Here is an 18,641-nt window from a genome sequence, read left to right on the forward strand (position 1 = left end):
GGAATTCGAGAATGTCTAAAATGGCCATGGTTTACTGAATCTGTTTGGTATCAATTGTTTGGTACAGCGGTTTGGCATTAACAAGACGCTAATTTATTTGCCAGCAAGCCGTTACAGTATATCAGGTTACTAATAAAAATTACTGTATAGGGAGGGCTGCGGTAACATCGAATAGCCATAGACTGAATCAGAACAAAGGACTGATCTGATGCTCAAAGCTACCCATCCACTAGCGGTAATGGATAAAGTTAAAACCCCCTAGGCTAGATGCCGATTAATTCGATGATGATCAAGGATGATTTATGCATTATCAATATACTTGCCAGCAACAGCGGGCCCTGCTCCGCCTTCATAGAACGCCCCATCTATCCACAAGGGCATTATCTCGTTTGTTAAAAGCGAGTGAAGACCCCGAGATGATTTTTCAACTTTCAGCAGCGCAACTGCATGCGCTAAAAATCCCTCCGGCTGCACAGCGCGCCTTGCGCCAAAGCGGTAACCAGCGATTGATTGATCAGGATATGGCAACCATCGACAAGCTGGAGGTCCAGCTGATTGCGCTTAATTCGGCTTGCTACCCTGAATTACTTAAGCAGATTAGCAGCCCGCCGCCACTGCTCTATGTGCGAGGCAATATCAATGTATTAAACCAGCCGCAATTGGCGATGGTGGGCAGTCGCAATACCACCCGGCAAGGCTGCGACAATGCTTTGCGATTTTCTCATGAGTTTGCACGGGCTGGCTTTACTATTACCAGTGGCTTGGCTTTGGGTATTGATGCGCAGTGTCACCGCGGTGCTTTGGCGGCTAAAGGCAGTACGTTGGCTGTGTTGGGCTGCGGCGTTGATAAAGTCTACCCTAAAAGCAACCGCTCACTGTTTAATGAAATGCTCAATACGGACAACAGTGCGGTGATATCAGAGTTTGCGCTAGGCACTGAGCCGCGGCCGCCGCTGTTTCCGCAACGTAACAGAATCATTAGCGGTATGAGCTTGGGGGTATTAGTTATAGAAGCTGCACTTAAAAGCGGCTCTTTGATTACAGCGCGCTATGCCATGGAGCAGGGTCGTGAGGTGTTTGCCATTCCAGGATCAATACATAATAGTAGTAGTAATGGCACTAATACCCTTATACAGCAAGGGGCAAAGTTGGTTTTAACCGCAGCAGATGTGATGGAAGAGTTTCAAGGCTGGTTGCCGAGAACGGCTGCAGCACCCGAACTGTCTGACGATGGTGGTTTAGCTGAACTCAGTTCAGTTGAGCAGCAACTGCTCGACCTGTTGGGTTTTGATGCGGTGGCTATTGATTTGCTACAACATCAAATAGCTTGGCCTTTGGCGCAATTAACCGGTGTTTTGACCACGCTGGAGCTCAAAGGCTGGGTGGAAAATAAAGCGGGCTGCTACCAGCGCATTGTAAAGACGACTTAATCGAGCTCAAAAACACCCAATTTGCTTGCAATCGGAGCCCCAGTTGGGTAATTTTCGCGCTTTTTCTCAATGATTAAACTATTGCATTCGTGTGAGGGCACAACCATGACCAAACCTTTCGTTGCTATCTTAATGGGCTCGGATTCTGATCTGCCGCAAATGGAACCCGCTTTTGGTGTTTTAACATCTTTTGGCATTGATTATGAGGTTAAAGTGACCTCTGCTCACCGCACACCTAAAACGACTCACGACTATGTGACTACCGCTGATCAGCGTGGCTGTGGTGCCTTTATTTGTGCGGCGGGTATGGCGGCGCATCTTGCTGGTGCGGTGGCTGCAGCCACCTTGAAGCCAGTTATTGGCGTGCCGATCAATGCGTCACTGGACGGCCTTGATGCGCTGCTATCCACCGTGCAAATGCCGGGTGGCATTCCCGTAGCCACAGTGGCTATCGGTAAAGCCGGTGCTAAAAATGCCGCTTATTTGGCCGCACAAATTCTAGCAACCGCCGATGCCGAGCTGGGCCAGAAGTTGATTGCTGAGCGTGAAGCCAATGCGCAAGCTGTTATCGCTAAAGATGTTGCCTTGCAGGAAAAACTAAAAGGCTAATCGCCTTGGCCAGTATGGCTATTATTAATGGTTCGATAAATCTGCGGCGGGCGGCCTATGCCATTCAGGCCGGCGGCGTGATTGCTTATCCTACCGAGACGGTGTGGGGGTTTGGTTGTGATCCAGATAACCCTCGTGCCGTTGGTCGATTGCTGGCACTTAAGCAACGTCCGGTCGAGAAAGGATTGATTCTGATTGCGGCTTCGGCTGAACAATTTGCCCCCTATTTAGCGGGCCTAGACCAAAGTCTAGTTAGCAAATTTAGCCAGCCCACCAACGTCCCAACCACTTGGCTAGTGCCTGACAATGGTGTCGCTAAAAGCTGGATAAGGGGTGATTTTAACAGCGTAGCGCTGAGAGTAAGTACCCACAAACTAACTGTTGAATTATGTACCAAAGTCGGCGGCCCTATAGTTTCAAGCTCAGCCAATATTAGCGGCGAAGCTACCCGCCAATGGCCGTGGCAACTGCGGCGATATCTGGGCCATCAGGGTTTGGATTTTATTCTGCCGGGCCAGTTAAAGGCCAATGCCAAGCCTTCTGAAATACGCGACTTGATATCTGATAAAGTCATCCGTGCTGTTTAGTGGTATGGTCATCGCCCAGTCAAATTAGCCGTCTAATAAAAGTAGATTTTCCATGTCAGAGATAGCGATCGATCAAGTAAAAAACTATCTGCTGCAACTGCAGGATGCTATTTGTGCTCGCCTGGAAGAAGAGGACGGTAAAGCCAGTTTCCAACAAGATGAGTGGGACCGTCCCGAAGGCGGCGGTGGTCGTTCGCGAGTTATCAGTCATGGCGCGGTGTTTGAAAAGGGCGGCGTTAATTTCTCCCATGTGTTTGGCCAGAAAATGCCGCCGTCAGCCACTCAAGCCAGGCCCGAATTAGCGGGTCGCAGTTTTCAGGCGATGGGGGTGTCATTGGTGATGCACCCGGAAAATCCTTACGTCCCTACCAGCCATATGAATATACGATTGTTTATTGCCGAGAAAGCAGGCGAAAAACCAGTGTGGTGGTTTGGTGGCGGTTATGATCTGACCCCCTACTATGGCTTTGAACAAGATTGCATTCATTGGCATCAAACCGCTAAAAATGCCTGCGATCATTTTGGTGCTGATCTCTACCCGCGGTATAAAAAATGGTGCGATGAGTATTTCTACCTCGCCCATCGCCAAGAGCCCCGTGGTATTGGTGGTCTTTTTTATGATGATTTAAATGAAGGCGGTTTTGATCACTGTTTTGAATTTATGCGTAGCGTAGGCGATTCCTATATTGAGGCTTACCAGCCTATTGTCACCAGACGAAAGGCCACGCCTTATGGTGAGCGTGAGCGAGAGTTTCAGCTTTATCGCCGCGGTCGTTATGTTGAATTTAATTTAGTCCACGATCGTGGCACGGTGTTTGGTTTACAGTCTAACGGCCGCACCGAATCGATTTTGATGTCACTGCCGCCGTTAGTGCGGTGGGAATATAACTGGCAGGCTGAAGCAGCAAGCCCTGAAGAAAAGCTGATTAGTCAATTTTTAATCAATAGAAATTGGGTGTAACCCACAGTGAAGCCCCCAAGAGTAAATTATGACCGCAACCGATAAATATGCCGTTTTCGGCAACCCGATTAAGCATAGCAAGTCGCCGCAGATTCACCGTATGTTTGCCGCACAGGCCGAGCAGCAGCTCAGCTATCGTGCAGTTAAAGTGGATGTTGGTAAATTTGCGGATGCCGCAAAAAGTTTTTTTGATAACGGCGGTAAAGGCTTAAATATCACCGTGCCTTTTAAAATAGAAGCTTATCACTTTGCCGATGAGCTTAGTGACCGTGCGCGCCTAGCTGGTGCTGTTAACACACTGGCCTTGCAGGAAGATGGCAAGATCTATGGTGATAATACCGACGGCGATGGTCTGGTCAGGGATATCTGTGACAATTTAGCTTGGGAGCTGACCGATAAACGGATTTTATTATTGGGTGCAGGGGGTGCCATTCGCGGAGTGCTGGCGCCACTCATGAAACGCAAGCCAAGCCAAGTGTTAATTGCAAATCGCACGGTAGAAAAAGCACAAAAACTAGCGCGGGATTTTTCCGCTTTTGGCAGTGTCGGAGCCTGTAGCTTTGAAGCGTTAAATGCCAATCAGTACGATTTAATTATTAATGGCACCAGTGCTAGTTTAGTCGGGGAGCTACCGCCGCTACCAACCAATGCCTTAACCGACGAAGGTTGTTGCTACGATATGATGTACAGTGCAGCCCCCACGCCTTTTATGCGCTGGGGCGCAGAAAATGCCGCTTGGGCAGTGTCTGATGGCTTGGGCATGCTGGTTGAGCAGGCAGCAGAATCGTTTTGTGTTTGGCGTGGCACCCGCCCAACCACCCGTCCAGTGATTGATGCAGTTCGTGAGCAATTGGAAGCCAGTCAATAAGGGGCAATCACCATAAGGTTTATGGTGCAGAAAAAGTTATTTCGCCAAGATAGACTTATTGTTGTTCTGCAAAATACTGATTTTTGAGAACGACGTAGTTTTGTGCTGTTTGTGTGAAGTGCTCGATTTCTCCCGCTTTAATCGGTCGGGCTTGGCGGGCGGGGCTGCCCGTATAAAGAAAGCCGCTTTTTAGTGTTTTGCCGGGGGTGACCAAAGCACCGGCACCGACAATAACGTCGTCTTCGATCACGACACCATCGAGCACAATGGCGCCCATGCCTACCAGAACGCGGTTGCCAATCTTGCAGCCATGCAACATCACTTTATGGCCGACAGTCACATCTTCACCAATAATAACGGGATAACCCTCTGGGTTGGTCGGTCGTGGCCTTGATTGATGGATAACGGAACCATCCTGAATATTGCTTCTGTCGCCAATGCGAACTTTGTTGACGTCGCCCCTGATAACGACCAAAGGCCAAATAGAAACATCCCTGCCCAATACAACATCACCGATAACGATGGCGGCGGGATCAACATAAGCACCCTGCTCTAACGTCGGCCATATGCCTTGAAACGAACGAATATTGACGGGATTTTGGCTAGACATAGTTTGCTTCACTTAAATTGCTGTTACAGTAGTCCACTATTGTAATCCCAAAGTAGGGACACAGGAATCAATGTTTGTCAGGTTGCTTTTCTTTTTTAGCGTTTATTTGCTGAACGTTTCAGTTCAGGCTCAAGGCCAGCCGGTTGTTCTGCTGCCGGCGTCAGGTTTGGTGGCCAAGGATTTGGCGATTATTGTTAATCGGCAGGACCCGCTCAGTGTCAAAATTGCTAGCTATTATCAGCAAAAGCGAAAAATTCCTAAAGAAAATATCATCACTATTTCATTTAAAACCGGTCAATCTGTTATGCATCCCGGTGAATTTGCTGTGCTGCAAAAAACGGTTGAGTCCAAAACGCCAAAGCATATTCAGGCGTATCTGTTGACGTGGGCTGACCCCTATCGCGTGGGGTGCATGTCTATTAGCTCGGCTTTTGCACTGGGCTTTGATAAACAATACTGCGCCGAAGGGTGCAAGCTGACGGCCCAGAGTCGTTATGCTGGGTCTACAAGCTTAAAGCCCTATGATGATTTAGGCATTCGTCCAACCATGCTATTGGCGGCAACCAGTTTTGCTCAGGCCAAAGCCCTAATAGATCGCGGTATTGCCGCCGACGGACAGGCGGTGCTTGAAGACCATGAAGCCTTTGCCTATTTGGTAGAAACTTCGGATAAAAATCGTAGCGTACGCAAAAAAGTATTTCCTTTTGTTGAGGCGTTACTAGCAGAGCAAATATCGATTAATAGCATCAAGACTGACGCGATAAAAAACAAAACGCAGATCATGTTTTATTTTACCGGCAAAAAGTTTATCGACAGCATAAAGAGCAATCAATTTTTGCCGGGAGCTATGGCAGACCATCTGACCTCAACGGGAGGAAAGTTGACCAATAGCGCTCAAATGAGTGCGCTGCGATGGCTCGAGGGCGGCGCCACTGGCAGCTATGGCACGGTAGTTGAGCCCTGTAACTTTTTAGAAAAATTTCCCAATCCATTAGTTGCCATGATCCATTATTTGCAGGGTGCATCTTTAATTGAAGCCTATTGGAAAAGTGTCGTCATGCCGGGTCAGGGCGTTTTTATTGGTGAGCCTTTGGCAAAACCCTATGCGGGTTATCAACTAAAAGCCAAAGAGAAAGGCTATGCATTATATTCACCCGTATTAACCCATGGTTATTATAAAATCTCTACGTCAAGCCAAGAGGCTGGCCCCTTTACCTTAGTAACCAGTGGCGTTGAGATAACGCCTTATAGTAAGTTGATAACCTTACCCCTGCCTTTGGCCGCGTTCTATAAAATAGAGCGGCTAGAAGGTTTTACACAATCCATATTTTGAGGTTTAAAAATAGTGTCAAACCCTTTATTACAAGCATCATTGCTGCCCGCTTTTTCCAGTATTCAGGTAGAGCATATCGAGCCTGCGCTCGATCAGTTATTAGCAAAAAATCGGCAGCGCATTGCTGATCTGTTAGACCGTGAACAGGCTGTGGGAAAATCATTTTTAGCGGCTATGGAACAATGGGGTGATGAGCTAGAGCAGCTTTGGTCGCCGATCAGTCATTTGTATGGCGTAAAAAATTCAGCTGCTTTGCGTGACGCGTATAACGCCTGCCTGCCAAAACTTACCGAATATGCCACCGAGATGGGCCAAAATGCCGCGCTCTATCGTGCCTATAGCCAGTTGGCAGAAAGCGATGTCTACGGGCAGCTTAATGAGGCCGAGAAAAAAGCAGTAGATAATGCGCTGCGTGACTTTAAGCTGTCGGGTGTTGCGCTGGAGGCGAATCAGCAGCGACGTTATGGCGAAATTAAAAAACAATTGGCGGAGCTATCAACGAAATTTTCTAATAATGTATTGGATGCTACACAAGGCTGGAGCAAACATATAGAAGATGTCGCTGAATTAGCCGGCATTCCCGAATCGGTGTTGCAAGGTTATCAGCAGGCGGCAGCCGCAAAAGAGTTAACCGGCTATTTAATTTCTCTGGATATGCCTGCGTATCTGCCGTTAATGCAATACTGCAGCAATGCCGAGCTACGCAAAGAAATGTATATCGCCTATACCACGCGGGCATCAGATCAAGGACCCAATGCGGGCCAATGGGATAATAGCGAGTTGATGGATGCTATTTTAGCGCTGCGCCATGAGCTGTCACTCTTGTTAGGCTTTAACAACTATGCAGAACTTTCTTTAGCGACAAAAATGGCAGAGTCGCCGGAACAGGTTGAAGCGTTTTTAACTGACCTTGCTGATAAAAGTACGGCTGTTGCGAAAAAAGATTTTCAGGAGCTAGAAGATTTCGCCAAGAGCTTAGGCGTAAAACAATTATCGGCATGGGACATCGCCTTTTATAGCGAAAAATTGCGATTGGAAAAATACTGTTTATCCCAAGAAGAACTCCGTCCATACTTTCCATCGGCTAAAGTGATAGAAGGAATGTTTGCGATCGTAAACACCCTGTTTGGGGTTGAATGTGTTGAGGTAGCCGGTATTGAAACTTGGCATCCGGATGTTCGATTTTATCATTTGCAACGCAACGGCGAGGTGATTGCCAAATTTTATTTGGATATTTTTGCCCGTGAGCATAAGCGTGGTGGCGCGTGGATGGCGGACTGTCGTGTGCGCCGTAATCTCAGCACCACGGAAAAACAACTACCGGTGGCGTTTTTAACCTGTAATTTTACGCCGCCGACAGCAAGCACTCCATCATTGCTGACTCACGCTGAAGTCACCACCCTGTTCCATGAGTTTGGTCATGGCTTGCATCATATGCTAACCGAGATTGATTGTGCGGCAGTATCGGGAATTAATGGCGTGCCCTGGGATGCGGTAGAATTACCTAGCCAGTTTATGGAAAATTGGTGTTGGCAAAAAGCGGCGATCCCACTGATTTCTGGCCACCATAAAACCGGCGAAGTGCTACCGGATAAGCTGCTAGAAAAGATGCTAGCGGCGAAAAACTTTCAATCCGGCATGCAAATGGTTAGACAGTTAGAATTCTCTTTATTTGATATATTAATGCACCATCATTATTCACCAGAGAACCCCAAGCCCATTCAAGCCGTATTAGATGCAGTGCGAGAAAAAGTTTCTGTTGTCCCAGTGCCTGAGTTCAACCGCTTTCAGCATGGCTTTAGCCATATTTTTGCAGGGGGTTATGCGGCGGGTTACTACAGCTACAAATGGGCAGAGGTGTTATCGGCTGATGCTTTTTCCCGTTTTGAAGAAGAGGGCATCTTCAGTCGGGCAACAGGCGAAAGTTTTCTGCGTGAAATTCTTCAGCGCGGTGGATCGAAGCAGCCGCTAGACCTATTTGCTGCTTTTCGTGGGCGTGAACCCCGTGTTGATGCCCTGCTTCGACACAGCGGTATTGTTATCAACAAGGCGGTAGCATGAGTGAACAAAAAATAATAAAACGGTTTATCGCTGGCGCGGTTTGCCCACGCTGTGCCGAAATGGATAAGTTAGTTATGTATGACAATGGCGATGGCCAACAGGTCAGGGAGTGTGTGAGCTGTGGTTATAGCGATATTATGACTGACGAGGGCCCTCAGGCTATAGATGCCGATGAAGTGGTTACGCGGGTTAACCAGCCGCGTCCGGGTGAGGCGCCACTGGCGCATGAGGATGAGGTGCAGGTAGTCAGTATTATTGACCCTAACCCCGGCGCTAAGCGGCGGGATCACTAATCACCTTCAGCGTCTCCTCGAGCGGGTGCGTTGTGCGCGTAGTTTTCTGCGCTTATGCATCGCTCGAATCTGTCCTGCCATTTTAACGGCAAACTGATTGGTATCTCTAAGGTCATCGAGCTGACTATCACTGAGGCTGCTATTGTCGATCACCAAACTGCCATAATCTATGGTCATAGTGTTACTCTTTTAGCTTAAAGAAACATCAGTTATAAATGGGTAAACTGCAAATTAATCGCTAGTTGATCGATCAAACAGGGCCAGTGTTGTTGTTCTTTTTCCCAGTCATTATTTTTATGCTGGGCAACATAGGCTTTAAATTCAGGCTTTTCATAAACGTGTTCTTTTAGCATAGTACGCTCGACCGTATAATGCACGGCTTCATCTAGCTCATTGGCAAATGGTTCGCCAATAATGCTGTGCACAATTAAATTCGACATCGTCATGTCCATCGGTACTAACGGAATCGATGTGTGGCTCATAAATCGGTCGTTAACTTCCTCTATCAGCCGATGCGCCAAATAGGCTTCATCCATCAATTCATCTAGGCCGATATGGCCAGAGATTATTTCAGGCGGCTTTAAAAAATAATCTTCGGCCAATTTTAAAAACGGCTCGGTATATTCTTGAATATTAGCCTCACGAGTAATGGCTCTGGCCGCATCAATAAAATCAGGCACATGTTCAATATAGGCAATAATAAAATCGACTAGATTGGCTGTAGCCTCAGACTCAGGAAGCTGAATAGTAAAATGGATATGATTTTTTACATGTCGCTCGAGCAACATGGCCATATCGCCATGTTGTTCTTCATGCAGCCTAGCTAAGGCAATGGCGTCTCGGATAGCATCGGTGGACAAGGGTGTTCCTCTTTCTGGGCGGCGCTAACGTATGCGCTATGGGGCGAGCCCAAACTAAAAAATAATCAGATATATGCAATAAGGCTAGTACAAAATAGCAACTTCGCTAGAGTGGTTCGGGCTCAATGTGGACTATTGCCTTAATTCTATGGCTACTGGGGGCAATGAGGCGATGGCGGCCAAAACCTAAGCTTCCAGCAAAAACAGCCTGCCAATCACCGCAGTGATTAAATATTGAGCGTTTTTAAGGCGGCCAGGGCTAACAGTATCCATTTATCCCACAATTTTCATATTGTTATGGTGGCCTGTTTTGTTAAAGGTGAGTATAATCGCGGCGTTTTGTCGCACTCAGAAGCTGTGAATGCCGAAAAAATCGCTATTAAATCGTCAAAAGTGGGTCCATTAGGGCCGGTTTTTAGACGAAAAAACCGCTCAATCAGGCTCACAAGGCCTCGATCTAGGCAGTAAGTAAATAGTCACAAGGACGAAAGTCACTGCTATATTGCTCCGGTGAGCCAGTATTTGGTTTGTCTCGGTGCTTATCAGAGACGATATTAGCGGTCCGGATTCTGGGGTAATTTTTAACATTTAAATATGGAGACACGGGAAATGCATTTACAAGCGAAACGGCTTTACAAGCTGGCGCTTAGTCCTGTGCTATTACTGCTCAGTTTTGTGAGTACAGGTGCCTGGGCAGAAGAAGCTCAACGCTGGCAGATCAATATGACGCCAGGCGTTACCGAGGTCGGGGCAGAAATTTACGGTCTGCATATGATCGTTTTCTGGATTTGTGTAGTCATTGGCATAGTCACTTTTGGCGCGATGTTTTATTCGGTGTTCGCGCACCGTAAGTCAAAGGGCGTTAAGCCAGCGACTTTCCACGAAAGTACGGCGATAGAAATCGCCTGGACTATTGTTCCCTTTATTATTCTTATCGTGATGGCTTTTCCAGCCACAGTCACGCTACTCAAAGTCTATGACTTCGATGATTCCGATCTGGATATTCTGGTGACCGGTTATCAGTGGAAGTGGAAGTATGAATATATTGATGAAGCGGGCGACAATGTCGTTTTCTTCAGCAACCTGCGTACCGGTAAAACTGAGATTTATAACGAAGACAACAAGGGCGAGCACTACTTATTAGAAGTAGACGAGCCGGTTGTGCTTCCGGTCAACAAAAAGGTGCGCTTCCTAGTCACAGCGAATGACGTTATCCACGCTTGGTGGGTGCCCGCATTGGCAGTGAAAAAAGACGCGATTCCCGGCTTTATTAATGAAGCTTGGTCCAAGCCGCTAGAAACAGGCGTATACCGAGGCCAGTGTGCTGAACTTTGCGGTCGCGAGCACGGCTATATGCCTATCGTGGTTAATGTCGTCGAACAAGACGAATACGATGCTTGGGTGGCAGACAAAAAATCGAAAGCGGCTGAAATAAAAGCCTTAATGGACAAGCAGTTCACCCTTGATGAGCAGATGGTTGCGGGTGAAGCGGTACATAATCAGTACTGTGCTGCTTGTCATGGCGTCAACGGCGAAGGTGGTATTGGTAAGCCCATCGCAGGTAGCCCAATAGCTACTGGCGAGATTGCCAAACATCTTGATATCGGCATTAACGGTGTGCCCGGTTCTGCGATGCAGGCCTTTGGTGCTCAGCTAAATGATGTCGATATGGCGGCGGTGATTACCTATCAGCGCAATGCCTTTGGCAATAATATGGGCGATATTATTCAGCCCATCGATGTTTATAACTTTAAGCAAGGTCAGTAGGAGGAGTCACAATGGGTGCGCACGGGCCTGCTACAACAGGATTAATGCGTTGGGTAACAACCACCAACCACAAAGATATCGGTACGATGTATCTTTGGTTCAGCTTCGCCATGTTTATTATGGGCGGCGCTTTTGCCATGATTATTCGTGCAGAACTATTTCAACCAGGGCTACAAATTGTAGAGCCTGAATTTTTTAACCAGATGACCACCATGCACGGTTTGGTGATGGTATTCGGTGCCATCATGCCTTCGTTTGTTGGCTTGGCGAACTGGTTAATTCCAATGATGATTGGTGCGCCTGATATGGCGTTACCAAGAATGAATAACCTAAGTTTCTGGATTCTTCCTCCAACCTTTTTACTGTTGGCTTCAACATTATTTATGGAAGGCGGAGCGCCAAACTTCGGTTGGACATTCTATGCACCATTATCAACCACTTATGCGCCAGACACCGTGACCTTCTTTATCTTCGGTGTTCACTTGATGGGCTTGTCGTCAATCATGGGTTCTATCAATATTATTGCTACAGTCGTTAACTTGCGTGCGCCTGGCATGACCTATATGAAAATGCCGATGTTCGTCTGGACTTGGTTAATTACGGCCTTCCTATTGGTTGCTGTGATGCCAGTGCTTGCGGGTGCGGTAACGATGATGTTGATGGATATTCACTTCGGCACCAGCTTCTTCTCAGCTGCTGGTGGTGGTGATCCGGTATTGTTCCAGCATATTTTCTGGTTCTTCGGTCATCCAGAGGTTTACATCATTATCCTGCCTGCGTTTGGTGTGGTTTCTCAAATTATCCCCACCTTTGCGCGTAAACCGCTATTTGGTTACGACTCAATGGTCTATGCAACAGCGTCGATCGCCTTTCTGTCGTTTATCGTGTGGGCTCACCATATGTATACCGTCGGTATGCCGATTGCGGGTGAGTTATTCTTTATGTACGCCACCATGCTGATTGCGGTGCCAACTGGGGTTAAGGTCTTTAACTGGATCACTACCATGTGGCAGGGTGCAATGACCTTTGAAACGCCGATGCTATTCTGTATTGGTTTTGTCTTCCTGTTTACGGTAGGTGGTTTCACCGGTGTTATGCTGTCGTTGGCACCTGTAGATTTCCAGTATCACGATAGCTACTTTGTTGTTGCTCACTTCCATTATGTCATGGTTGCGGGAGCCGTCTTTAGTATGTCGGCTGCGGTTTATTACTGGTTGCCCAAGTGGTGTGGTCGTATGTACAACGAGAACATGGGTAAAGCTCATTTCTGGATCTCATTTATCGGCTTTAACCTGACGTTCTTCCCGCAGCATTTCCTAGGCTTGGCGGGTATGCCGCGTCGTATTCCTGATTACGCCTTGCAATTTACTGACTTCAATACGATGTCTTCAGTGGGTGCGTTTATCTACGGTACTTCGCAATTGTTGTTCTTATTCAATGTGGTTCGCACCATTACGTCAGGTGAGAAAACCAGTGAAGAAAAAACTTGGGAAGGTGCAGAAGGTCTGGAGTGGACCGTTGCAACCCCCGCGCCTTACCACACCTTTTCTACACCACCGCAAATTAAATAGCGGTGTTGTAGAACGCGTGTTGTAAGTCGATAGTAATATGACGTAAAGAGGTAAAAATGGCGGATATGCCAACAAACAATGAGGCAGCGGGAGTTGCCAAGACCGTCGGTAAATTATCGATCGTTGTTGTTGTTATGTTCGCCTTTGTATTTGTGGTCATGGTGCCGTTATACGAAGCGCTTTGTGATGCCTTAGGTATTAACGGCAAAACCAGTGGTGAACGTTATCGTGTGGTGGAAGCCGCTGTTGATACCAGTCGCGAAATTCGAGTTTCATTTGTAGCGACTAATAACGATGGCATGCCTTGGGAATTTCGGCCAACCGATACGGTATTGAGGGTGAACCCCGGCGCCGTTAACGACACGGTGTATTATGCCAAAAATCCGATCGCCAAGAACATGGTGGCTCAGGCAGTGCCGAGCATATCGCCAGCAAGGGCGGCGGAGTTTTTTCATAAAACCGAATGTTTTTGTTTCAACCACCAACCATTAGAAGGCGGTGCTGAAACAGAAATGCCACTGCAATTTATAGTCGATCAAGATTTACCGGCCGATATAAAAAGCATTACCTTGTCATATACCATTTTTGATGTGACATCGATGGTTGAAACTGAAACCAGCGTTGCCATACGTTAAAACAAAAAGCCTATTTCTTTCACTGCTAACTAGCAGCGAAATAAACGGAGAAAAAAAATGTCAGGCCAGAACAATTCAGATTACGAGAGCTATTACGTTCCCGAGCAAAGCAAGCTAGCGATATTTGCCAGTTTGACTTTGTTTACAGCGCTATTCGGCGCCGCCAGTGTATTGAATGATAGATTGTCGACCATCAAAACCGGCGTAGCAGCAGATACCAACTCTTGGTTTATCTTCCTTACCGGTCTGGTGTTATTTCTAGCCACCCTATTTGCTTGGTTCCGCCAGACGATTGTTGAAAATCGTGCGGGCATGAACAGCGGTCAGTTAAAACAGTCATACGTTATTGGTATGCAATGGTTTATATTTTCAGAAGTGATGTTCTTTGCCGCCTTCTTTGGCGCGCTTTGGTACGTTCGTAACTTGGCCGGCCCTTGGTTGGGTGGTGAAGGTGACGGTGGTCGTATGAACGGCTTGATCTGGGAAGGCTTCAGTTACTCATGGCCGTTGATGGAAACGCCCCAAGATGCTGTGGGCATTAGCAATCAAGTGGTGGCCAACAATGGCGTTATGACCGGCCCAGAGAGAAATTTGAGCTTCCCCGGTTGGGATAACATTCTGCACTGGTTGCCAATGTGGAACACCATTGTACTGTTAACCTCTTCGGTTACAGCGCATATCGCGCATTTGGGCTTGTTAGACAATGACCGTAAGAAGTTTAATCTTTGGTTGGGCATCACCGTTGCTCTGGGTATATTATTTGTGTACCTGCAGTATCTGGAATATCACGAAGCCTATGTTGAATACGGTTTATATCTGTCATCGGGTATCTATGGTTCAACTTTCTTTATGTTGACTGGCTTCCACGGCTTCCACGTTTGTATGGGTATGATTATGCTGCTGATTCAGTGGCTGCGTTCTACCAAGTCAAAGCATTTTACCCCTGAAGATCACTTCGGCTTTGAAGCCTCTTCATGGTACTGGCACTTTGTTGATGTTGTTTGGGTAGGGCTGTTCCTATTCGTTTACATTCTATAAGTCAGTCAGGCGAGAGAATCAAACGGTTGTGGAGCTAATACCACAACCGTTTTTTACGTTTAAAGGATAAGGAAATCAGGGTGTTTGTTCGGCGGCGGGAATGATTTTATCTTTATAACGGGCATCCCAAGGGGCATTGGAACCCAGTTGGCCAGTAAAGATACCGTAAAACAACAAGCTCACCAGTAAGGCTGCCAATACAACACGTACTGTCAGTGCGTTCCACGTTTTACGGCTGTTATCATTATTGCCGGCCGCTTGATCCTTAATCAGAAAGCTCAGGCTGGTAAATAAACTGATAGTCAGAGCAATAAACAGTAACACAATAACCACTTTTAACCACATAGGCGGACCCCCAAGGTGCTGATAGATAATATGCCGATAACAGCGCTATTATAACTCAGTCAAATTGATTTTTTATATGTCAGAATTTAGCTCAAAGCGATTACAATTTACCCCCAACTGGCGCGCTAGCCTGTTGGCAGTATTGCTGATGCCATTGGTGGTCTCTTTGGGATTTTGGCAGCTGGACAGGGCCGAGGAAAAACGCCTGCTACAGCAGCTCTTTGAGCAGCGCCAGCTCGCCGAACCAGCGGCACTGGAGACGCTAGATAGCCAGGCCGATCTGCGCTATCAGCCGGTGACCTTACGTGGAAAGTTTTTAAATGAGAAACAGCTGTTATTAGACAATCGGATTTATCAGGGTCGCTTTGGCTATGAGATAATAACGCCGTTTCAATTGGCAGCCAGCGACACCATTGTCTTGGTTAACCGCGGCTGGTTGCAGGGCGATATTTCCCGGCGTAGCCTGCCAGAGATAAAAGCTATCACCGGTGAAACCACACTCAGAGCGGAGGTTTATGTGCCGCAGGGCGATGTCATGGTATTGGCAGATGAGCGGGTCGCGGGTTGGCCACGAGTGATGCAGTCGCTCGATATAGAACAGCTACAACCCGAATTTGCACAAGGCTTATTTCCGTACAGCGTGCGGATCAAACAAGACTCAGCTGCCAGTTATGCCCCCAACTGGGTGGTAGTCAATTTACAGCCGGAAAAACATACCGGCTATGCCGTACAGTGGTTTGCTATGGCAGTGACCTTGTTGGTCATCGGCCTGTTGGCCAACACCAATCTATGGTCATTCATTAAACGTAACAAAACAGAGGTTACATAAGTGTCAGAGCAAGGTTTTAACTCACAACAGGACATTGATCAAAACAGAAAAAATCGTCGAGTGATTTTGGGTATCTTTGGTATACCGGCACTGGTATTGATTGTATCAACGGGGTTATATTTTTTGGTCTCTTCCAAAGCCGTTGATTTAGGTACGGTCAATAATGGTGAGTTGGTAGTTCCTCCGTTGCAATTTACCGAGCTGCCTTTGGTAAAGCTTGATGGTGAAGCTTTTGATTATACTCAGCCAGAACCCAAGTGGGCTTTTGTGGTTTTCGGTGACCAGTATTGCCAAGATAATTGCGAGCGTATGCTTTACCTCGCCAGGCAAAGTATTGTTGCTTTGGCCAAAAAAATGCATCGTGTGCGATTAATTTATGTGACCAACAATGGTATTGATAACGTTTTGCAACAGCGGTTCAAAACGGAGTATATGGGTATTGATGTTATCTCACTGAATGATAACGACGTTAAACAACTGTTTTCACCGGTCAAAATCGATCCCTTTAAAGCGAACACCTTTTATGTGGTCGATCCGCGCGGTTGGTTGATGATGCATTATGAGGCAGAAAATACCGAGCAGGATACATTGAACACTTTGGGCAAGGCCGTTGTTCGAGATATGAAGCGGCTGATTAAGTAAAACAACATAGGCAAGATAAATGGCGTTATTTAATTCTCCTGAAAATCGTTTGCCCGGCTTTAAACTGGCACTGATAGCCTGTATCTGTGCGGTTTTTGTTTTGGGTATGGGCGCATTTACCCGCTTAGTCGATGCTGGCCTGGGCTGTCCGGACTGGCCAGGCTGTTACGGTCATCTGTTATGGCCTACCAGCGCCGATGAAGTGACGGCAGCGAATCAGGCTTATCCTGAGATGCCTGTGGAGCATGATAAAACTTGGCCAGAAATGGTTCATCGGTATTTTGCTAAGGCTTTGGGTTTTATCACGGTGGGTATATTTACTTTGGCCGTTCTGCGCCGCGAACAAGAGCAACCCGTCAAAACCGTTGGCGCATTGTTAGTTGCCAATATAGCGTTAACCGCCGTGACTGCCGTTGTTGGTGAATCGATGGAACCTTATGCGGTGGCATCGGTTGCAGTCACAATACTCACACTTGCCTATTTAGGTTTAAAACGGAGGACATCCACCCTGCCCTTTAAGCTGCCAGCGTTTTTGTTAGCGTTGATTATTTTGCAGGGCTTATTTGGTATGTGGACGGTCACCTTAAAGCTGTGGCCACAAGTTGTTACCTCACATCTTTTGGGCGGCTTTACGATATTTAGTTTGCTGTGGTTATTAACGTTACGGCTGAATAATGTTCACTGGCAAGTGCCGGCAGTCAAGCTGCAACAACTGCAGGCTTTCCGTCACTGGGCAGTGATTGGTTTAGTGATTGTCTTTATCCAAATTGCTCTGGGCGGTTGGACCACCTCAAACTATGCCGCCGTCGCTTGTCCGGATTTGCCCACCTGTCAAAACCAGTGGCTGCCAGCGATGGATTTTAATGAAGGCTTTAACGTCACACAAAGTATTGGCCCTAACTACCTTGGCGGAATTATGGACAACGAAGCGCGTATTGCGATTCACTTTAGCCATCGAGTCGGCGCAATTATTACCACGATCTACTTACTCTGTTTGATTGGTATTTTATTCAAGCGCATAGGCTTGCCAGAAACTCGCGCGATGGCCTCAGTCATTCTCGGCGTGCTAACACTGCAGCTTGCTCTGGGTCTGGGGAATATTATTTTCCACTTCCCAGTCTCTATTGCCGTGGCGCATAATCTGGTCGGCGCCCTGCTGCTGATTACCATGGTGACCTTAAACCACCGTGTGTTTACTGCAAAGCTAGCGCAGTAAACTCGACTAAAAAATAGTGTAGAGATTTTTGAGCATGTCAGAGCCAGCCAGCCAGTCCTTGAATTCGCCCACGACTTGGGCGGATTACTACGAATTAACCAAGCCCAATGTGGTGTACCTCATGTTGCTGACATCGGCCATCGGCATGTTTATGTCAGTGCCCGGCGTGGTGCCATTGGATATTTTAATTTTTGGTAACTTGGGTATTGGTTTATGTTCGGCCTGTGGCGCGGTGGTTAACCATCTGGTGGACCAGCGTATTGATACACTGATGAACCGCACCAAAAAACGTCCTGTGGCTCAAGGCAGAATCAGTCAGACGCAAGCGGGCATATTCGCTCTGGTGTTAGGCGTTGCTGGCATAGCGGTTTTATTGATGTTTACCAACCCGCTAACAGCATGGCTAACGTTGTTTTCATTAATTGGTTATGCGGTGATTTATACCCTGTGGTTAAAGCGCGCCACACCACAAAATATCGTCATCGGTGGCCTGCCCGGTGCGGCCCCTCCGCTACTGGGTTGGACCGCGGTTAATAATGAAATTCATGGCCATGCCCTACTTCTGGTTCTAATTATTTTTGCTTGGACCCCGCCACACTTTTGGGCGCTAGCGATTAACCGTAAAGAAGACTATGCCAAAGCCGCTATTCCCATGTTGCCAGTGACTCACGGTGTTGAATACACGGCATTTCATATCCTTCTTTATACCTTTGTGCTGATTGCTGCGAGCCTACTGCCCTTCGCTACCGGCTTATCGGGCTTAGTCTATCTGGCCGGCGCCGTTATTCTTGGTGTTATCCATCTTTATTACTCAATCGCTATTATGCGAGATAAACTGGGCGCCCCTATGGCCACGTTTAAGTATTCCTTGGTCTACTTAATGGCGATTTATATTATTATGCTAGTCGATCACTACGTATAACTGCGACGAAAACAACAACGGAAACAACGATGCAAAATCAACCGGTCAACCGTTTACAACCCGA

Annotated in this window: 20 protein-coding genes; 16 read left to right on the forward strand and 4 right to left on the reverse strand. The window is 47.2% G+C overall.

Annotated features, from left to right (window positions below; all coding sequences use genetic code 11):
* The first annotated feature begins 302 nt into the window (after nucleotides 1-302).
* The 5 genes from dprA (at nucleotide 303) to aroE (ending at nucleotide 4,455) form a co-directional block, all read left to right on the forward strand.
* Nucleotides 303-1,430, forward strand: coding sequence for a DNA-processing protein DprA (dprA, locus tag AACP44_RS05680; protein ID WP_339339514.1), 1,128 nt, complete (start codon nucleotides 303-305; stop codon nucleotides 1,428-1,430).
* A 105-nt stretch (nucleotides 1,431-1,535) separates the two neighbouring features.
* A complete protein-coding gene (gene purE, locus AACP44_RS05685; RefSeq protein WP_339339515.1) occupies nucleotides 1,536-2,039 on the forward strand; it encodes a 5-(carboxyamino)imidazole ribonucleotide mutase in 504 nt (167 codons plus the stop codon).
* A gap of 14 nt (nucleotides 2,040-2,053) precedes the next feature.
* Complete coding sequence (locus AACP44_RS05690; protein ID WP_339339516.1) at nucleotides 2,054-2,626, forward strand: Sua5/YciO/YrdC/YwlC family protein; 573 nt, start codon at nucleotides 2,054-2,056, stop codon at nucleotides 2,624-2,626.
* Between the two features lie 52 nt (nucleotides 2,627-2,678).
* Nucleotides 2,679-3,587 (forward strand): oxygen-dependent coproporphyrinogen oxidase, encoded by a 909-nt coding sequence (gene hemF / locus AACP44_RS05695; RefSeq protein ID WP_339339517.1) that lies wholly within the window; start codon nucleotides 2,679-2,681, stop codon nucleotides 3,585-3,587.
* A 28-nt stretch (nucleotides 3,588-3,615) separates the two neighbouring features.
* Nucleotides 3,616-4,455 carry a shikimate dehydrogenase gene (gene aroE / locus AACP44_RS05700; RefSeq protein ID WP_339339518.1) on the forward strand — a complete coding sequence of 280 codons (840 nt, stop codon included), beginning with the start codon at nucleotides 3,616-3,618 and terminating at the stop codon, nucleotides 4,453-4,455.
* Nucleotides 4,456-4,510: 55 nt separating this feature from the next.
* Here the strand turns inward: aroE and AACP44_RS05705 are convergent, their stop codons facing one another.
* Nucleotides 4,511-5,065, reverse strand: a complete 555-nt coding sequence (locus AACP44_RS05705; RefSeq protein WP_339339519.1) for a gamma carbonic anhydrase family protein — start codon at nucleotides 5,063-5,065, stop codon at nucleotides 4,511-4,513.
* 106 nt (nucleotides 5,066-5,171) lie between these two features.
* On the opposite strand from AACP44_RS05705, the gene AACP44_RS05710 reads away from it, so the two are divergent.
* From AACP44_RS05710 to AACP44_RS05720, 3 genes are read left to right on the forward strand one after another with little or no spacing between them, the layout of a single operon-like run.
* Nucleotides 5,172-6,398 (forward strand): TIGR03790 family protein, encoded by a 1,227-nt coding sequence (locus AACP44_RS05710; protein ID WP_339339520.1) that lies wholly within the window; start codon nucleotides 5,172-5,174, stop codon nucleotides 6,396-6,398.
* A 12-nt stretch (nucleotides 6,399-6,410) separates the two neighbouring features.
* Entirely contained in the window at nucleotides 6,411-8,459 is a 2,049-nt protein-coding gene (gene prlC, locus AACP44_RS05715) for an oligopeptidase A (RefSeq protein ID WP_339339521.1), read from the forward strand.
* Nucleotides 8,456-8,752, forward strand: coding sequence for a YheV family putative zinc ribbon protein (locus AACP44_RS05720; RefSeq protein ID WP_339339522.1), 297 nt, complete (start codon nucleotides 8,456-8,458; stop codon nucleotides 8,750-8,752). The genes prlC and AACP44_RS05720 overlap by 4 nt, the downstream gene beginning before the upstream one ends.
* Before the next feature lie 6 nt (nucleotides 8,753-8,758).
* Here the strand turns inward: AACP44_RS05720 and AACP44_RS05725 are convergent, their stop codons facing one another.
* Both AACP44_RS05725 and AACP44_RS05730 read right to left on the reverse strand, forming a co-directional pair.
* Nucleotides 8,759-8,929: a hypothetical protein gene (locus AACP44_RS05725; RefSeq protein ID WP_339339523.1), complete on the reverse strand. Its 171-nt coding sequence runs from the start codon at nucleotides 8,927-8,929 to the stop codon at nucleotides 8,759-8,761.
* Between the two features lie 32 nt (nucleotides 8,930-8,961).
* Nucleotides 8,962-9,612: a hypothetical protein gene (locus AACP44_RS05730; RefSeq protein ID WP_339339524.1), complete on the reverse strand. Its 651-nt coding sequence runs from the start codon at nucleotides 9,610-9,612 to the stop codon at nucleotides 8,962-8,964.
* A 609-nt stretch (nucleotides 9,613-10,221) separates the two neighbouring features.
* Between AACP44_RS05730 and coxB the strand changes: the two genes are divergently transcribed.
* The 4 genes from coxB (at nucleotide 10,222) to AACP44_RS05750 (ending at nucleotide 14,623) form a co-directional block, all read left to right on the forward strand.
* Nucleotides 10,222-11,379 carry a cytochrome c oxidase subunit II gene (coxB, locus tag AACP44_RS05735; RefSeq protein ID WP_339339525.1) on the forward strand — a complete coding sequence of 386 codons (1,158 nt, stop codon included), beginning with the start codon at nucleotides 10,222-10,224 and terminating at the stop codon, nucleotides 11,377-11,379.
* 11 nt (nucleotides 11,380-11,390) lie between these two features.
* Complete coding sequence (gene ctaD / locus AACP44_RS05740; protein ID WP_339339526.1) at nucleotides 11,391-12,950, forward strand: cytochrome c oxidase subunit I; 1,560 nt, start codon at nucleotides 11,391-11,393, stop codon at nucleotides 12,948-12,950.
* Nucleotides 12,951-13,015: 65 nt separating this feature from the next.
* Nucleotides 13,016-13,585 carry a cytochrome c oxidase assembly protein gene (locus AACP44_RS05745; RefSeq protein ID WP_339339527.1) on the forward strand — a complete coding sequence of 190 codons (570 nt, stop codon included), beginning with the start codon at nucleotides 13,016-13,018 and terminating at the stop codon, nucleotides 13,583-13,585.
* Between the two features lie 57 nt (nucleotides 13,586-13,642).
* On the forward strand, nucleotides 13,643-14,623 hold the full coding sequence (locus AACP44_RS05750) for a cytochrome c oxidase subunit 3 (protein ID WP_339339528.1): 981 nt from the start codon (nucleotides 13,643-13,645) through the stop codon (nucleotides 14,621-14,623).
* Between the two features lie 75 nt (nucleotides 14,624-14,698).
* On the opposite strand, the gene AACP44_RS05755 is transcribed toward AACP44_RS05750, so the two are convergent.
* The gene (locus AACP44_RS05755; protein ID WP_339339529.1) at nucleotides 14,699-14,968 is read right to left on the reverse strand and encodes a DUF2909 domain-containing protein; all 270 of its coding nucleotides are present in this window, start codon (nucleotides 14,966-14,968) and stop codon (nucleotides 14,699-14,701) included.
* Nucleotides 14,969-15,044: 76 nt separating this feature from the next.
* Between AACP44_RS05755 and AACP44_RS05760 the strand changes: the two genes are divergently transcribed.
* From AACP44_RS05760 to cyoE, 4 genes are read left to right on the forward strand one after another with little or no spacing between them, the layout of a single operon-like run.
* Complete coding sequence (locus AACP44_RS05760; protein ID WP_339339530.1) at nucleotides 15,045-15,797, forward strand: SURF1 family protein; 753 nt, start codon at nucleotides 15,045-15,047, stop codon at nucleotides 15,795-15,797.
* Complete coding sequence (locus AACP44_RS05765; protein ID WP_339339531.1) at nucleotides 15,798-16,439, forward strand: SCO family protein; 642 nt, start codon at nucleotides 15,798-15,800, stop codon at nucleotides 16,437-16,439.
* Nucleotides 16,440-16,458: 19 nt separating this feature from the next.
* Nucleotides 16,459-17,655 carry a COX15/CtaA family protein gene (locus AACP44_RS05770; RefSeq protein WP_339339532.1) on the forward strand — a complete coding sequence of 399 codons (1,197 nt, stop codon included), beginning with the start codon at nucleotides 16,459-16,461 and terminating at the stop codon, nucleotides 17,653-17,655.
* 34 nt (nucleotides 17,656-17,689) lie between these two features.
* Nucleotides 17,690-18,577: a heme o synthase gene (cyoE, locus tag AACP44_RS05775; protein WP_339339533.1), complete on the forward strand. Its 888-nt coding sequence runs from the start codon at nucleotides 17,690-17,692 to the stop codon at nucleotides 18,575-18,577.
* Nucleotides 18,578-18,641: the final 64 nt, after the last annotated feature.

The sequence above is a fragment of the uncultured Oceanicoccus sp. genome, from assembly GCF_963968385.1.
Lineage (GTDB): Bacteria > Pseudomonadota > Gammaproteobacteria > Pseudomonadales > Dasaniaceae > Oceanicoccus.